The organism is Kribbella lupini (assembly GCF_039529595.1).
Taxonomy (GTDB): Bacteria; Actinomycetota; Actinomycetes; order Propionibacteriales; family Kribbellaceae; genus Kribbella; species Kribbella lupini.
In genome coordinates this window covers 306,836-321,220 of sequence record NZ_BAAANC010000001.1, presented here as the reverse complement: position 1 = coordinate 321,220, position 14,385 = coordinate 306,836, and the positions used below count along the sequence as shown (strand labels likewise).

The window sequence follows — 14,385 nt, the reverse complement described above, 5'->3', positions numbered from 1 at the left end:
CGGGCAGGAGGTCGGGGAACGTTCCCCGAGTCTGAGAGTTGCCTGCTCAGGGAACGGTGTCAAGACTTCGGTGCTATTTGGCGTCGCCTCCGGCGCCGCGTGGTCATGGGGCTTGGTCTCCCGGTCTTCCCTCGTCGGTCAGTCGCTGCGCTCCCTCCCTCCTCAGTCCAGACCGGGAGGCCCCATGACCTTTGCGCAGTCGCGTTTTGCTTGACAACGTTCTGGAAGCACCGGGATGCTCGTCTCGGGGAACGTTCCCCGTTGCCGAGGGGGTGCCCGTGAGACGACCGACGCTGCACGCGGTCGCGGCCCGGGCCGGCGTGTCCAAGTCGAGCGTGTCCCGGGTGATCAACGGCGAGCCGACCGTCGCGCCGGAGATCCGGCAGATCGTGATGGCCGCGGTCACCGAGCTCGGCTACGTGCCGAACGGCGCCGCCCGCAACCTGGTCACCCAGAAGACGAACACGATCGCGATCATCGTCTCCGATCCGCCCGAGGGCCTGGCCTCCGACGACCCGATGTTCGCGATGGTCGTCCGGGCCGCGAGCCGCGCTCTGGAGGCCGCGGGCAAGCAGGTCTCGCTCGTCCTGGCCGGGTCCGACGAGAGCCGCCGGCGGGTCGAGCAGTACCTGGCCGCCGGGCACGTCGACGGCGCGATGCTGGTGTCGATGGACGGCGCTGACCCGCTGCCCGCCGTACTCGCGCGGACCGGGCTGCCGATCGTGTCGCACGGTCGGCTGGCGACGCCGGGACTGATGCCGTGGGTCGACAACGACAATCTCGGCGGCGCGACCAAGGCCGTCCAGCACCTGCTCGACCAGGGTCGGCAGCGGATCGCGACTATCTCCGGGCCGCTGGACATGACCGCGGCGCAGGATCGCTTGACGGCGTACCGGGAGACCTTGAAGGACACCGGGCGGCGCTCGATCGTTGCCCTCGGCGACTTCACGCGGATCTCCGGAGCCGACGCGATGCGGCAGCTGCTGGCCGACGATCCGCAGCTGGACGCGGTCTTCGCGGCCAACGACCTGATGGCGATCGGTGCCCTGCGCACGTTGCGCGAGGCCGGCCGGCGGGTGCCCGAAGACGTCGCGGTGATCGGTTTCGACGACATCGAGGCCGCGCTCTACACCGCACCAGCGCTGACCACCGTGCGCAGCCCGATGGGTGAGCAGGCGGCGCAGACCACGCGCCTCCTGCTCGACCTGATCGCCCACGGCAGCGCCGACTCGGTCACCCTGCCGACCGAGATCGTGGTCCGCGAGTCAGCCTAGAGCTGCCGCCCTCAACAGCAGGTCGCGTACGGCGGTCGCCGGGATCGGGCCCTCGCCTTCCACCAGCGTCGGATCGCTGCTCAGGAACACCGGCCCGTCCTCGGGCGACGCCGGCAGCCGCCCGTGCGAACCACGCACGATCGACGGATCCAGCGGCACCACCTGCATCGCGTACCTGAACCCGAGCTTCTTCTTCACCAGGTACGACGCCGCCCGCGGCTTCACGAACCGATCCGCCGGATCGAAGAACAACTCGGCCGGGTCGTAGCCGGGTTTGCGATGGATCTCCACCCCGCGCGCGAAGTCCGGCGCCCGCGCGTCGTCCAGCCAGTAGTAGTACGTGAACCACGCATCCGGCTCGGCGACGATCACCAGTTCACCAGCTCGCTCGTGGTCCAGCCCGTACCGCTTCTTGCCCTCGGCATCCAGCACATCGGCGACGCCGTTCACCCCGGCGAGCAGCTTGCCGACAGCATCGACGTCGGCCGGGTCCTTCACGTACACGTGCGCCACCTGGTGATCCGCCACCGCGAACGCCCGCGAGGTCCACGGATCCAGGTACTCCATCCCGTCTTGCGTGTGCACCTCCAGCAGCCCCTCGGCCCGCAGGACCCGGTTGACGTCCACCGGTCGCGCGACGTCCGTGATCCCGTACTCCGACAGCACGATCACCGTCGCACCCCGCGCCTCGGCGTCGTCCAGCAGCGGCGCCAGGACGGCGTCCAGCTCGATCGCGGCCCGGGTCGCCTGCACCGACGACGCGCCGTACCGCTGCAAGTCGTAGTCCAGGTGCGGCACGTAGGTCAGCAGCAGGTCCGGGTTGTCCTCGGCAAGGATCTGCCGCGATGCGGCAACGATCCACCGGCTCGACTTGATCCCGGCGGTCGGGCCCCAGTAGTTGAACAACGGGAAGTCACCGAGCTTCGCCGTCAGCCGGTCGTGCAGCTCGACCGGCCGCGTGTAGCAGTCCGGCGCCTTCCGCCCGTCGGCGTAGTAGATCGGCCGCGGCGCGACCAGCAGGTCGGTCTCCGCGCCCATCGCGTACCACCAGCAGACGTTCGCGACCTTGTACGCCGGGTTGCTGCGCCGCGCCACGTCCCAGACCTTGTCCCCCTGCACCAGCCGGTTGTGCTGCCGCCAGAGGAACACCTCGCCGAGCTCCCGGAAGTACCAACCGTTGCCGACCACACCATGTTCTGAAGGCATCTCCCCCGTCAGGAACGTCGCCTGCGCGGAGCACGTCACGGCCGGCAGGACGGTTTCCAGAGTCTTGGCCAACGGCAACGACCGCAGCCGCGGCATCTTGCGCAGCAGCCGAGGTGTCAGGCCGACCACGTCCAGAACGACCACCTGCTTGGTCATTTGACCTCCTCCAACCCGAGTCCGGTGATGCGGTCGCGCAACCAGGCGAGCTCGGCGGCGATGCCTTCGGCCAGCTCCTGCTGGTTCGTCGGTCCGTCGGGCAGCACCGACCAGGTGTACGTCTCCGACTCCAGGTGCTGCGTCAGCGGATGCTCACCGCCGACGAGATGCTGGAGACAGTCCTCCAGTACGCCGGTCGTACTGGTCAGGGGCGGCCGTGGCTGGGCGTGCACCGGGACGTGGAAGTGGACCCGCCACGCCGCACGTCCGGACAGCTGGTCGACTTCGTCGAGGTTGTCGACTCCCGGACCACCCCACTCGCGCGTCTGGTGCAGGAACTTCGGCTCGGCGAACTCCTCGAGCAACCGTCGCGCCTCCGCGTCCCCGGGATCGGGAACATGCAGCGCCGCCGACACCTGACTCTTCACCACCTCGACTCCCGCCGCGGCCATCGTCGCGAACGAATCAGCCGGGTCCTCGAACTGGACCGCCAGGTGGCAGGTGTCGAGGCAGAGCCCGATCCGCGCCGGACCGGCGTACGGGGTGAGCCAGTGGGTCGCCTGCGGGACCATCTCGAGGATGCAGCCCGGTTCGGGTTCGACGGCGACGCGGATGCGCCGCCCGGTGTTCGTCTCGACCTGCGCGAGCCGGACCTGGATCCGGTCGAACGCCTGGCGCGCGGCCGCGTCCCGCTCCTTCGACCACGGGGTGCGCCAGGCCAGCGGCAGCGTCGAGATCGACCCGTACGCCGCGTCGCGCGGCATCAGCTTGGCCAGCACGTCGATCAGGTCGAGGGTGTAGCGCAGCCGCTCGGGCTCGGTCCAGTCGGGCGTGTAGACCTTCTTGCCGACGACGCGGTCGTGGAACCCGGCGTACGGGAAGCCGTTCAGCGTCACGACTTCGAGCCCGTTGCGGTCGAGGGCACGCCGGAGGCGGTTGAGAGCGACCGTGGACTTGGCGAGCCGGTCGGCGAGCGAGTGCGCGAGCCAGAGGCCGACGCCGAGGACCCGGACGTCGAGCTCCTTGCGGACCAGCGACGAGCAGCCGTCGAGCTGGGCGATCACGCCTTCCAGATCCTCGGCCGGGTGGACGTTCGTGCAGTACGCGAGGTGGACGAGTGAGCCGTCGGCGTGCCGGAACCTCATGACCGGGCTCCCCTCAGGATCGAGTTGCCGGCGAACGTGTCCTCGGCCGCGGCGTCGCTCAGGTCGAGCCGCCCGGACTGGCCGTAGAACGCGACCGGGTTGCGCCAGAGCACCTGGTCGACGTCGTCCTCGGTGAAGCCGGCCGCGAGCATCGCCTGCCCGGTCGCGTACGTGCGCAGCGGATCGGACGTGCCCCAGTCGGCGGCGGAGTTCACCAGGATCCGCTCGGTGCCGAACTGCTGCAGGATGACGACCATCCGGTCCGGGTCCATCTTCGTGTCGGGGTAGATCGAGAAACCCATCCAGCAGCCCGAGTCGGCGACCTCCTTGACCGTCACCTCGTTCAGGTGGTCGACGACGACCAGCTCGGCCGGTACGCCGGACTCGCGGACGACGTCGAGCGTTCGCGTCGTACCGGCGGCCTTGTCGCGGTGCGGGGTGTGCACGAGGACCGGGAGCTCGAATCGTTTCGCCAGCTCGAGCTGGGCGGCGAAGACCTCGTCCTCCTCCGGCGTCATCGAGTCGTAGCCGACCTCGCCGACCGCGACGACACCGTCCTTGGCCAGGTACCGCGGCAGCACGTCGAGGACCTCGCGGCAGCGCGGATCGTTGGCCTCCTTGGGGTTCAGGGCGATCGTGCAGTGGTGCCGGATGCCGAACTGCGACGCGCGGAACGGCTCCCAGCCGATCAGCGCGTCGAAGTAGTCGACGAACGAGCCGACGCTGGTCCGCGGCTGACCGAGCCAGAACGCCGGTTCCACCAGCGCCCGGACGCCGTGCGCGGCCATCGCCGCGTAGTCGTCGGTGGTGCGCGAGGTCATGTGGATGTGCGGGTCGAAGATGCGCATGTCACCCCTCCAGATAGGGCTGAAGATCCAGCGGGACGGACCGGCCGGCCGCGCGCCGCTCGGCCGCGAAGTCGGCCATCATCCGTCGCAGTTCGTCGTCGGCACGCGCCGGCAGCCCGTGCACGGCCGCCAGCGGTACGCCGGCGAACACGCACTTGAGGACGGCCTGCCGGAACGCCTCGGTGTTCAGGTGCCGGGTCGCGTACGGTCCGAGCGCGGTCGCGAGCAGCCGCTGGTCGTTGGTCCGGATCGCGTCCTCGAGCAGGGCTGTTCCCTGCGCGCCGACCGCCTGCTCGACGTCCTCCAGCTCGAGGGCCTTGAGGATTGCGAGCTTCTCGGTCGTGTCGCCGTAGCGATAAAGCTCCGCGATCTCGGCCGCCGACGCCTGCGCGAGGAGTTTTGCGCGGGCCGCCTCGTCGGCCGACCACCCGTTGCCCAGGGCCCCTTTACCGACGGTCCGGGTGATCGCGGGGAAGACTTCGGCCAGCGGCCGGCCGGCGAACGCCGACACGTCGACGCCCAGCGCCGCGGTCGTCCCCGGCCGCTGCACCTCGCCGGGCTTCACCTTGCCGCCTTCCGGAGGAAGGCGATCGACTCGGCGGCAATCTTCGGGGCCGCGTGCGAGTGCCTCGGCAGCTCGACGGCCACCAGCCCGGCGTACTCGACTTCCTTCAGCGCCTTGAAGACCTGGGCAAAGTCCACCTCGCCGGTACCGAACTCCAGGTGCTCGTGCACGCCCCGGCGCATGTCGTCGATCTGCACGTTCACCAGGTACGGCGCGCCGAGCCGGATGCACTCGTCCGGTGGTTTCGGCTCGTTGCAGACCAGGTGGCCGATGTCGAGCGTCAGCCCGAGCGTGCTGACCTCCGCCCGCAGCTTGAGAAACCCGGCGAGATCGTCGAGCAGCATCCCGGGTTCCGGCTCCATGCCGAGCGCGACGCCTCGATCGGCGGCGTACGCGGCGAGCTGCCGGCAACTGTTGACCAGCCGCTCCCAGCCCACCTCGGCCGGCACGTCGGCAGGCAGTACGCCGGACCAGAACGACACCGCCTCCGCGCCGAGATCCGCCGCGACGTCCACCGCGCGTTCCAGCAGCGCCAACCGCCACTCGGCGCCGTCGGTGTGCAGCAGCGTCGGCTCGTGCTTGCGGTACGGATCGAGCACGTAGCGGGCGCCGGTCTCGATCACCACCGCGAGCCCGGCGCGTTGCAGCAGCCGGCCGACCTCGGCCGTCCGCTCCTTCAGGTCCGGGCCGAACGGGTCGAGGTGGTTGTGGTCGAGCGTCAGCGCGACGCCTTCGTACCCGAGGTCGGCGATGACCGTGAGCGCCTCGGGCAGCCGATGGTTGGCGAACCCGTTGGTGCCGTAGCCGAGCCTCATGTCGGGGACACCTTCCGCGCGAGCGCCTTGGCGAGCGGCAATGCCACGGCCAGTGCGGCCCCGAGCTTGGGTGCGCCGGCCCGGGCGCACCAGGCTGCCTGCAGCGGGACCAGTCCGTGGATACCCGCCCCAACCGCCTGCCGCAGCTTCGGCCCTGACGGCTCCTGAGCAGCAGCTACCTGCGCCGGGCCGACGGCCTGCGCGAACAGTCCGGTCAACACAGCCGTCGCGGCGAGGCCGGCAGGCGCCCACGCGCCCGTCGGCGAGGCCGCAGCCCGACGTACCGGTCCGCCCAGCGTCGCCGCGGTGATTGCCGAGGTCGCGGCCAGCGCACCGCGGGCCGGCAACGGCGTACTGCCGTGCACCTCGCCCCGCGACATCGCCGTCACTCCGAGGATGTGCGTCCCGACAGCCAGCGCCGGAGCCCACGCACGCCTGCGCTGGTCTCCGGCACCGACCAGTACGTCGAGCGCGCGGGCCGCTGCCATGAACACCGGACCGGCCGGCGTGTTCTTGGCCTTCAGGTCGTAGCTCCACGCGGTAGCGGCCAGCACAGCCGAGGTCGCGAGGGCGGAGCGACCTCCGGCTCGGCCGGCCAGCGCCAGCCCGGCCGCGGTGAGTCCTGCCGCCAGGCCGAGCGCCGTACCGGCGGGCACCCGGCCGGACGGGATGGGTCGCTCAGGGCGCTCGACAGCGTCGACCTCCCGGTCGGCCCAGTCGTTGAGCGCCATGCCGGCCCAGTAGATGCACACCGACGCAGCTGACAGTCCGGCCATCCGGCCCGGCCTCAGGTCCCCGGCAGCCACAGCACCAGCCAGTACGTCGCCCGGTACGGTCAGCGCGGCAGGAGCTCGGACGAGTTCCACCAGGTCCTTCAGCATTCCTGCACCCAACGCACCAGCTCGTCGTACTGCCTGGTGAGCGCGTGCTCGGTCGACTCGATCGGGTCCTTGAAGTAGAAGCCCAGGAACGGCATCGCCCCGACATGGCCACGCTCCAGCGCCAGTGCGGAAAGCCGGGCCAGGTCGAGCACGAGCGGAGCGGCCAGAGCCGAGTCACAGCCCTGCCAGGTGAACTGCAGCGTCATCCGTACGCCGAGGAACCCGGAGAACATCACGTGGTCCCAGGCGGTCTTCCAGTCGCCGAGCGGATCCACGTAGTCGATGTGCACCTCGCCAGGCACCTCACCGCCGAGCAGCTCGGTCAGTACGCGCTCCTTGGACACGCTCTTCGACTCGGCCGCGCGCGGGTCGGCCAGCGTCGCGCCGTCACCGCCGCCGAGCAGGTTCGTGCCCGACCAGGCGTGCACCGGCAGCGCGCGAGCGGTGAACATCGGCGCGAGCACGCTCTTCACCAGGGTCTCCCCCGTCTTCGCGTCCTGCCCGCCGTACGGCAGTCCCCGCTCGACCGCCCAGTCCCGCACCACCTGCGGCCGGATCGACGTCGACGGCGTGAAGTCCACGTACGCCGCGCCGGCCTCGAACGCAGCCAGCGCCGCCAGCGAGCTCGCCGGCAGTGCCCCGCCGCTCCCCTCCGGCCCCGCCCCGCCGCTCCCCTCCGGCCCCGCCCCGCCGCTCCCCTGCGGTCCCGCCTGCCCGCTCACCTCCCGGCTCGCCTGCCCGCTGCGGACCCGGCTGGCTTTCAGCGCCTCCCGCAGTTCCGCGAGGTTGGCGTACCCGACGTTGGCAGGCGGCTCGGTCGACGCGACGTTGATCGCGACGACGTGCTCCAGGTCGTTGCGCAGCCGGAAGGCGCGGATGTCCTCGGCCATCCGGCGGACCAGCTCGTCCTGCGTGTCGGCGACCGGGAGGACCACCAGGTTCCGCTCGGTCTCGGCCAGCTCCGCGGCGATCAGGCCGTCCAGCCCGGGTGGAAGGACGCCTCCGGCAACGAGCCGCTCCACCTGTTTGCTCAGCGGCGTCTCGGACGGGTCGTGCCCGCCGAACACCAGCCGATCGATCGGGGTCAGCCCGGCGCCGGCGAAGGCCGGCTGCTCGGTGACGACTCCGGCGGGCGGGGCGCCGTGGGCCAGTGCGGCCGCTCCGGCGACGGTCGTGGTCGCGACCGAACCCCTTGCCCCGAACAACCACACACCCACGCGTCGATGCATCCGCGGCTCCTCAGGCTCGCTGCCACGGAAGGTAGTCTTGGGCGGACAGTCCGTGACAGATCGGAACTCTAGATCGGCATCGCGCGCGACGGAAGAGACTGCCGGACGGAATTCCGAAAGATCAGGCCGCGATCAGAGCAAGAACACGACTCCGTCAGATCCGCCACTCGACCGGCATGTCCGACGTCAGAACCCGGCCCGGGAACCCCCGCCGTCACGCTCAGAACCAGCGCCCTCCGGCTCTGGCCCGAGGTGCTCGACCTCGGTCGCGACCAGATCCCGCGACCGGTCGGCAACGGCCATCGCGGCCAGCGCGGTGGTCAACGGGACGGCCGCGATGATTCCCAGGCTGCCGACCAGACCTCGGACGACTTCGATCGCCACCTGCTCGGTCGAGATCAGGTAGTTCGACTGCGTCCCGCTGATCGCGAACACCATCAGGATCGGCAGCGCAGCCCCGGCATACGCGAGGACGAGCGTGTTCACCACCGAGGCGACGTGCGCCCGGCCGATCCGCAGCCCAGCGCCGAACAAGGCGGCGCGACCCGCCGCGGGATTGGCCGCCGACAACTCCCAGACCGCGCTCGCCTGGGTGACCGTCACGTCATCCAGCACACCGAGCGCGCCGATCACGATCCCGGCCACGAGCAACCCGGCCAGGTCGATGTCCGGCACGTACGCCTTGAGCGCCGACGCGCCGTCGGACGCGATCCCCGACAGGTCGCAGAACTTCACGAACGCCCAGCCCAGGAACGCCGTCAGGCCGAGCGCCGCGATCGTGCCGGCCAGGGCGACCGACGACTGCGCGTTGATGCCGTGCGTCAGGTAGAGGGCGATCACCATGATCACCGAGCCGCCGACCACCGCCACGAGCAGCGGGTTCGACCCCTTGAGGATGGCGGGCAGGATGAACTGGGTCAGCGTGACCGCCGTGACGCCGAGCGCACCGAGCGCCGCGAGGCCGCGCCAGCGCGACAGGACGACGACCGCGACGGCGAAGATCACCGCCAGGATCAGCAGCGGACGGCCGCGGTCGTGGTCGACGTACTCGTACCGCTCGGCGAGCGGGGCTTTGCCGTTGACGCCGAGCAGGACCTTGTCGCCGACCTTGACCGGGATCGTCGTCTGCGCGCCCTTCGGGACCTCGATCGGCGCCTCGGCGCCGACGTCGGTCTTGCCCGAGTCGATCCGGACCGTCGCCTGGTCGCAGTCGGCCGGGCTCTCCGGGCACGGCACGAGCTTGACGACCGTGCCGCCGGCACCGCTGGACTTGGCCGACTCGACCACCACGTCGCCGCCCGGCCACATCACCACCATCGCGATGATCGCCGCCGCGATCAGCGGGATCAGCAGCGCCGCGACCACCACGCGGACCCGGCGGGCCACCACCGCATCCCGGTCCACGACCGTGGTGTCGACCACGTGCTCGTCGCCCCACCCGCCGCCGTGACCGTGCCCATGACCGTGCCCATGGCCGGAACCACGGGGAATTTCGATCCGGCGGCGCCGGTTGGGTTTGTTGCCGGCCCGCCTGCGCCCGACCGTCCGCCTGGCCATCCGTCCACTCCCTGTTTTGACAACCAGTTCCGATTAAATGAAAATGATTGTCATGAGATCTAGTCGTCGTCCTGTGATCGCCGGCCTCGCCGCCCTGACCCTGCTCACTCTCGCAGGCTGCGGCGGCAACGCTGCCGACGGCTCCGGCGGCAGCGGGGACAAACTCGACGTGGTCACATCGTTCTACCCGCTCGAGTTCATCGCCAAGTCGGTGGGGGGCGACGCGGTGAACGTGACCACGCTGACCGCGCCGGGCGTCGAGCCGCACGACCTGGAGCTCACGCCGAAGCAGGTCGGCACGATCGCCGAGGCGAAGCTGGTCGTCTACGAGAAGGGCCTGCAGCCCGCCGTCGACGAGGCCGTCGAGCAGAACGCCAAGAGCTCCGGCTTCGACGTCGCCCCGGCCGCGCAGCTGGAGGCCACCGGCGCGAACTTCGAGGAGCACGAGGAGGGCGGCGCCGCCACCCCGAACGGGACCGTCAAGCCGGCGGCGTTCACCGAGGACGCGCTCGACCCGCACTTCTGGCTCGACCCGGTCCGCTACGCGGGCGTCGTCCAGGCGGTCACCGACAAGCTCGTCGAGGTCGACGCGGCCCACGCCGACGGGTACCAGGAGCGCGCCAAGACGCTGCTCGGCGAGGTGAACAAGCTCGACTCCGACTTCAAGACGGGGCTGGAGTCCTGCAAGCTCAAGACGTTCGTGACCAGCCACGAGGCGTTCGCGTACCTGGCGAAGCGGTACGGTCTGCAGATGGTCGGAATCGCCGGATTCACCCCGGATGCCGAGCCGACCCCCCAGCGGATCAGGGAGGTCCAGGACATCGTGCGCAGCCGGCACGTCACCACGATCTTCTACGAGGAGCTCGTCAGCCCGAAGGTGGCCGAGTCGATCGCCCGCGACGTCCACGTCAAGACCGCGGTCCTCAGCCCGATCGAGGGGCTGTCGGACGCGAACTCTCAGGAGACCTACCTCTCGCTGATGCGGGAGAACCTGCAGGAGCTCCGGAAGGCGAACAGCTGCGCGTGACAGCCTCCGCACCTGAAACCCCGAAGGCCGTCCAGGTCGCCGATCTCTCGGTCGACCTGGGCGGTCGTCTCGTGCTGCGCGGGATCGACCTGCAGGTCCGCCCGGGCGAGGTCGTCGCCGTACTGGGCACCAACGGCTCCGGCAAGTCCACGCTGGTCCGCACGATGGTCGGACTGCTCCCGGCCGCCCGCGGCGAGGTCCGGCTGTTCGGTACGCCGGTACCGCGGTTCCGCCAGTGGAGCCGGATCGGGTACGTGCCGCAGCGGATCACCGCGGCCGGCGGCGTACCGGCGACCGTGCACGAGGTCGTGTCGTCCGGGCTGCTGTCGAAGCGGCGGTTCTTCCGGCCGTTGTCGGCCGCGCAGAAGGCCGCCGTGGACGAGTCGCTCGAGCTGGTCGACATGGCCGACCGGCGCAAGGACGCCGTCGCCGAGCTGTCCGGGGGCCAGCAGCAACGAGTGCTGATCGCCCGCGCGCTGGTGACCGACCCGGAGCTGCTCGTGCTCGACGAGCCGACCGCCGGTGTCGACCTGGCCAGCCAGGACATCTTCGCCGAGGCGATCCGCGAACGCGTCGCCCGCGGCACGACCGTGGTGATGGTCAGCCACGAGCTCGGCCCGATGGACGCGCTGATCGACCGCTCGATCGTGCTCCGCCGCGGCCGCGTCGTGTACGACGGCCCGCCGCACGCCTCACAAACGCACGCCCACGTCCACCCGCACGTCGTGGACTCCGAGCCCGGATGGTTGTCGTGACCCTCTTCCAGCTGGAATTCATGCAGCGGGCGCTGATCGCCGGGCTGCTGACCGGCCTGTCCGCACCGGCGATCGGGACGTACCTGGTGCAGCGCCGGCTGGCGCTGATGGGCGACGGGATCGGGCACATCGCGATCACCGGCGTCGCGCTCGGGCTGCTCACCGGGACCGCGCCGGTGCTGACCGCGATCCTGGTCGCGGTGGTCGGCGCGAGCGCGATCGAGCTGATCCGGGCGCGCGGGAAGACCAGCGGGGACGTCGCGCTGTCGTTGCTCTTCTACGGCGGGATCGCGGGTGGTGTGCTGCTGATCGGCCTGGCCGGTCAGGGCGCCGCGACGCTGAACACGTACCTGTTCGGCTCGCTGACGACCGTCTCCCCGTCCGACCTGTACTACGTGGTCGGGCTGGCGGTCGTCGTACTGGTCGTCGCGATCGGCCTCGGGCCGCAGCTGTTCGCGGTCTGCCAGGACGAGGAGTTCGCGCGGGTCACCGGGCTGCGCGTGCAGGTGCTCAACCTGCTGATCGCGGTGATGGCCGCGGTGACCGTGACGGTCGCGATGCGGACCGTCGGGCTGCTGCTGGTCAGTGCGCTGATGGTGGTGCCGGTGGCGACCGCTCAGCAGATCACGCGGTCGTTCCGGTCGACGTTCGTGACGGCCTGCGGGATCGGCGTACTGGTGTGTCTCGCGGGCATCATCACGTCGTACAACGCGAACGTGGCGCCGGGCGCGACGATCGTCGTACTGGCCCTCGCGTGCTTCGTCGTTGCGGCTGCTGCCGGGGCGTTGGTTCGCCGGCGGCGTGCCGTCCAGGCGCCGCTGCCTGATGAAGAGCCCGAGGTCGGGGTACCGGGTCCCGAGCCGCACGTGGTCACCGACGAGCACGCGCACGCTCACGGCCAGAAGTGCGGGCACCCGAAGGTCGAGCACGGCGACCACGTCGACTACGTGCACGACGGGCACCTGCACGCGGCGCACGGTGACCACTGGGACGAGCACTGACATGGCTGGGACGGAGCCGGCGGTGACCGGCTTGGCGGTGACTGGCTTGGCGAGGACCGAGTTGGGAGCGTCTGCGAGAATGGCGAGCTGCCGGGCAGAATCGGTGGTCTGATGACAGGAGGAACGGTGGCGATCGGAACGAGGTCCACCCGCCAGCGCGCGGCGGTGGCGTCGGTGCTGGACAACCTGGACGACTTCCGGACAGCCCAGGAGATCCACCAGGAGCTCCGGACCTCCGGTGAGGCTGTCGGCCTGACCACGGTCTACCGCACCCTGCAGGCCCTGGCCGACTCCCGCGAGGTCGACGTCCTGCGCACCGCCGACGGCGAAACCGCCTACCGCCGCTGCTCGAAGGGCCACCACCACCACCTGGTCTGCCGCAACTGCGGCCGCACCGTCGAGGTCGAAGGCCCCGCCGTCGAACGCTGGGCCGACAAGGTCGCCGCCGAGCACGGCTACGCCGACATCAGCCACACCCTGGAGATCTTCGGCACCTGCGCCGACTGCCAGAAAACCTGAGCTTCCTGGTCAGAGGAGCTGAGCTGCCAGCTCCCGCATACTGCGGACTGACGGCGGGCTGAACCCCTCGACCTGGTTGACGGCGGTGTCCTCGCTGGGGAAAACCAGCGGACGGAAACCGGCCGCCTGGCCGCGATCAGGTTGGTCGGCCGGTCGTCGACGAGGACGGTCTCAGCAGGGTCCAGACCGGGGTGAGACCGCACGGCCCGGAAGGCTTCAGGGGATGGTTTGCGCGCGCCGATCTCGGAGCTGACGTACCAGCGTTCGGCGTACAAGTCGAACCGCGTGCGGAGAATCCGGGACCACGCGGCGGCATCGTTGGTGAGGACCAGCGGAGTGATGCCGGCTTGGTGGAGTTGCTCGAGGGCTTCTCGGGCGCCGGGGTTGAGCTGGTGCTGGGCGCAATAGCCGGCGTCGTTGGCGGTGGCTGCGACGCCGAGGCTGCTCCACAGCTGGTGAGTCGAGATCTCGCCGAGGGTGCATCTGCGGTAGGTCTCGCGGATCTCCGGTTCGGTGGCGGTGCAGCCGTGGGCGCGCAGGTACGGGATGAGCAACCCGGCGACGACGTTGCCGTGTCGGTAGAGCACGCCCATGGCATCCAGTACGACGAACCGGCGCACCTCAGCGGACCGCGGTGAGCAGGTAGGTCGCGGGCAAGTGCCCCGCCTGGTCGCCGAGGTCGGCGTACATGTCCGGCTCGGCGAACTCCTGCAGTGAGCGCAGGGTCAGGCCGGCGTTCAGTACGGCGGTGACGACGGCTCCAAGGCTCCAGACGTAGCTGCGGCTGGGGATGTCGTCGCCGAGCTCGCGGGTGATCTGTGGTGCTTTGAGCGGATCGGAGTAGCCGTCGCGGGCGGGCGCGAAGTAGTTGCCGGTGACTCTCATCGGTGCGGTGACGGTGAGGACCTCCCACAGCGGGTGGTGCTCGGAGATCACCAGTACGCCGCCTGGCGCGAGCCGCGACGCGAGGTCAGCGGCCCAGCGGGTCAGGTCAGGCACCCAGCAGATACCGCCCCACGAGATGAAGATCAGGTCGAACCCAGTCAGCTCGGGCGCCAGCGCCATCATGTCCTGCTCGCGAAAGTCGACCGCGAGGCCGAGCGCTTCTGCCTTGGCACGGCCGGTCGCCAGGTGACCAGGCGCCAAATCGACTGCCACGACCTCAGCGCCCAGGCGGGCGAAAGTCAGCGCCTCATCGCCCACCGAGCAAGCCAACTGCAGCACCCGCCGTCCCCGTACATCGCCGACCGCATCCAGCTCGTCCGAGTTGAGCGCACTGCCGCCCGCTTCGAAGAACTCGATGGACTCCCCCAGTCTGTGCGGCGCCAACGCCTCCCAGTACCGGCGATTCCGGGCAACGACTTCGGCGCTCTCCATGCCGGCGATCGTACGAGAACAACCGCCACC

15 protein-coding genes are annotated in these 14,385 nt (G+C 70.3%); 5 read left to right on the top strand and 10 right to left on the bottom strand.

Annotated features, from left to right (window positions below):
- Positions 1-278: 278 nt before the first annotated feature.
- Positions 279-1,274, top strand: a complete 996-nt coding sequence (locus ABD235_RS01540; RefSeq protein ID WP_344168106.1) for a LacI family DNA-binding transcriptional regulator — start codon at positions 279-281, stop codon at positions 1,272-1,274.
- Here the strand turns inward: ABD235_RS01540 and ABD235_RS01535 are convergent.
- The 8 genes from ABD235_RS01535 to ABD235_RS01500 all read right to left on the bottom strand — a co-directional run bounded on the left by ABD235_RS01535 (position 1,266) and on the right by ABD235_RS01500 (position 9,676).
- Entirely contained in the window at positions 1,266-2,636 is a 1,371-nt protein-coding gene (locus tag ABD235_RS01535; protein ID WP_344168103.1) for an alkaline phosphatase family protein, read from the bottom strand. The genes ABD235_RS01540 and ABD235_RS01535 overlap by 9 nt on opposite strands.
- The gene (eboE, locus tag ABD235_RS01530; protein WP_344168100.1) at positions 2,633-3,781 is read right to left on the bottom strand and encodes a metabolite traffic protein EboE; all 1,149 of its coding nucleotides are present in this window, start codon (positions 3,779-3,781) and stop codon (positions 2,633-2,635) included. The genes ABD235_RS01535 and eboE overlap by 4 nt, the downstream gene beginning before the upstream one ends.
- The gene (locus ABD235_RS01525; RefSeq protein WP_344168097.1) at positions 3,778-4,629 is read right to left on the bottom strand and encodes a TatD family hydrolase; all 852 of its coding nucleotides are present in this window, start codon (positions 4,627-4,629) and stop codon (positions 3,778-3,780) included. Before ABD235_RS01525 ends, eboE begins: the two co-directional genes overlap by 4 nt.
- Position 4,630: 1 nt before the next feature.
- Positions 4,631-5,194, bottom strand: coding sequence for an EboA domain-containing protein (locus ABD235_RS01520; RefSeq protein WP_344168094.1), 564 nt, complete (start codon positions 5,192-5,194; stop codon positions 4,631-4,633).
- Complete coding sequence (locus ABD235_RS01515; RefSeq protein ID WP_344168091.1) at positions 5,191-6,009, bottom strand: sugar phosphate isomerase/epimerase family protein; 819 nt, start codon at positions 6,007-6,009, stop codon at positions 5,191-5,193. Before ABD235_RS01515 ends, ABD235_RS01520 begins: the two co-directional genes overlap by 4 nt.
- A complete protein-coding gene (locus tag ABD235_RS01510) occupies positions 6,006-6,890 on the bottom strand; it encodes an SCO3242 family prenyltransferase (RefSeq protein WP_344168088.1) in 885 nt (294 codons plus the stop codon). The genes ABD235_RS01515 and ABD235_RS01510 overlap by 4 nt, the downstream gene beginning before the upstream one ends.
- Positions 6,884-8,119: an inositol-3-phosphate synthase gene (locus ABD235_RS01505; RefSeq protein WP_344168085.1), complete on the bottom strand. Its 1,236-nt coding sequence runs from the start codon at positions 8,117-8,119 to the stop codon at positions 6,884-6,886. The genes ABD235_RS01510 and ABD235_RS01505 overlap by 7 nt, the downstream gene beginning before the upstream one ends.
- Positions 8,120-8,305: 186 nt before the next feature.
- Positions 8,306-9,676, bottom strand: coding sequence for a YibE/F family protein (locus ABD235_RS01500; protein ID WP_344168082.1), 1,371 nt, complete (start codon positions 9,674-9,676; stop codon positions 8,306-8,308).
- 52 nt (positions 9,677-9,728) lie between these two features.
- On the opposite strand from ABD235_RS01500, the gene ABD235_RS01495 reads away from it, so the two are divergent.
- From ABD235_RS01495 to ABD235_RS01480, 4 genes are all read left to right on the top strand, one after another.
- Complete coding sequence (locus ABD235_RS01495; protein WP_344168080.1) at positions 9,729-10,703, top strand: metal ABC transporter substrate-binding protein; 975 nt, start codon at positions 9,729-9,731, stop codon at positions 10,701-10,703.
- On the top strand, positions 10,700-11,458 hold the full coding sequence (locus tag ABD235_RS01490; protein ID WP_344168077.1) for a metal ABC transporter ATP-binding protein: 759 nt from the start codon (positions 10,700-10,702) through the stop codon (positions 11,456-11,458). Before ABD235_RS01495 ends, ABD235_RS01490 begins: the two co-directional genes overlap by 4 nt.
- Entirely contained in the window at positions 11,446-12,459 is a 1,014-nt protein-coding gene (locus ABD235_RS01485) for a metal ABC transporter permease (RefSeq protein ID WP_344168074.1), read from the top strand. Before ABD235_RS01490 ends, ABD235_RS01485 begins: the two co-directional genes overlap by 13 nt.
- A 126-nt stretch (positions 12,460-12,585) precedes the next feature.
- Complete coding sequence (locus ABD235_RS01480) at positions 12,586-12,978, top strand: Fur family transcriptional regulator (RefSeq protein WP_344168071.1); 393 nt, start codon at positions 12,586-12,588, stop codon at positions 12,976-12,978.
- Here the strand turns inward: ABD235_RS01480 and ABD235_RS01475 are convergent.
- Together ABD235_RS01475 and ABD235_RS01470 are read right to left on the bottom strand one after the other, a co-directional pair.
- On the bottom strand, positions 12,915-13,598 hold the full coding sequence (locus ABD235_RS01475) for an HAD family hydrolase (protein WP_344168068.1): 684 nt from the start codon (positions 13,596-13,598) through the stop codon (positions 12,915-12,917). The two genes, ABD235_RS01480 and ABD235_RS01475, sit on opposite strands and share 64 nt — an antisense overlap.
- A 1-nt stretch (position 13,599) precedes the next feature.
- A complete protein-coding gene (locus ABD235_RS01470; RefSeq protein WP_344168065.1) occupies positions 13,600-14,355 on the bottom strand; it encodes a class I SAM-dependent methyltransferase in 756 nt (251 codons plus the stop codon).
- Positions 14,356-14,385 lie beyond the last annotated feature (30 nt).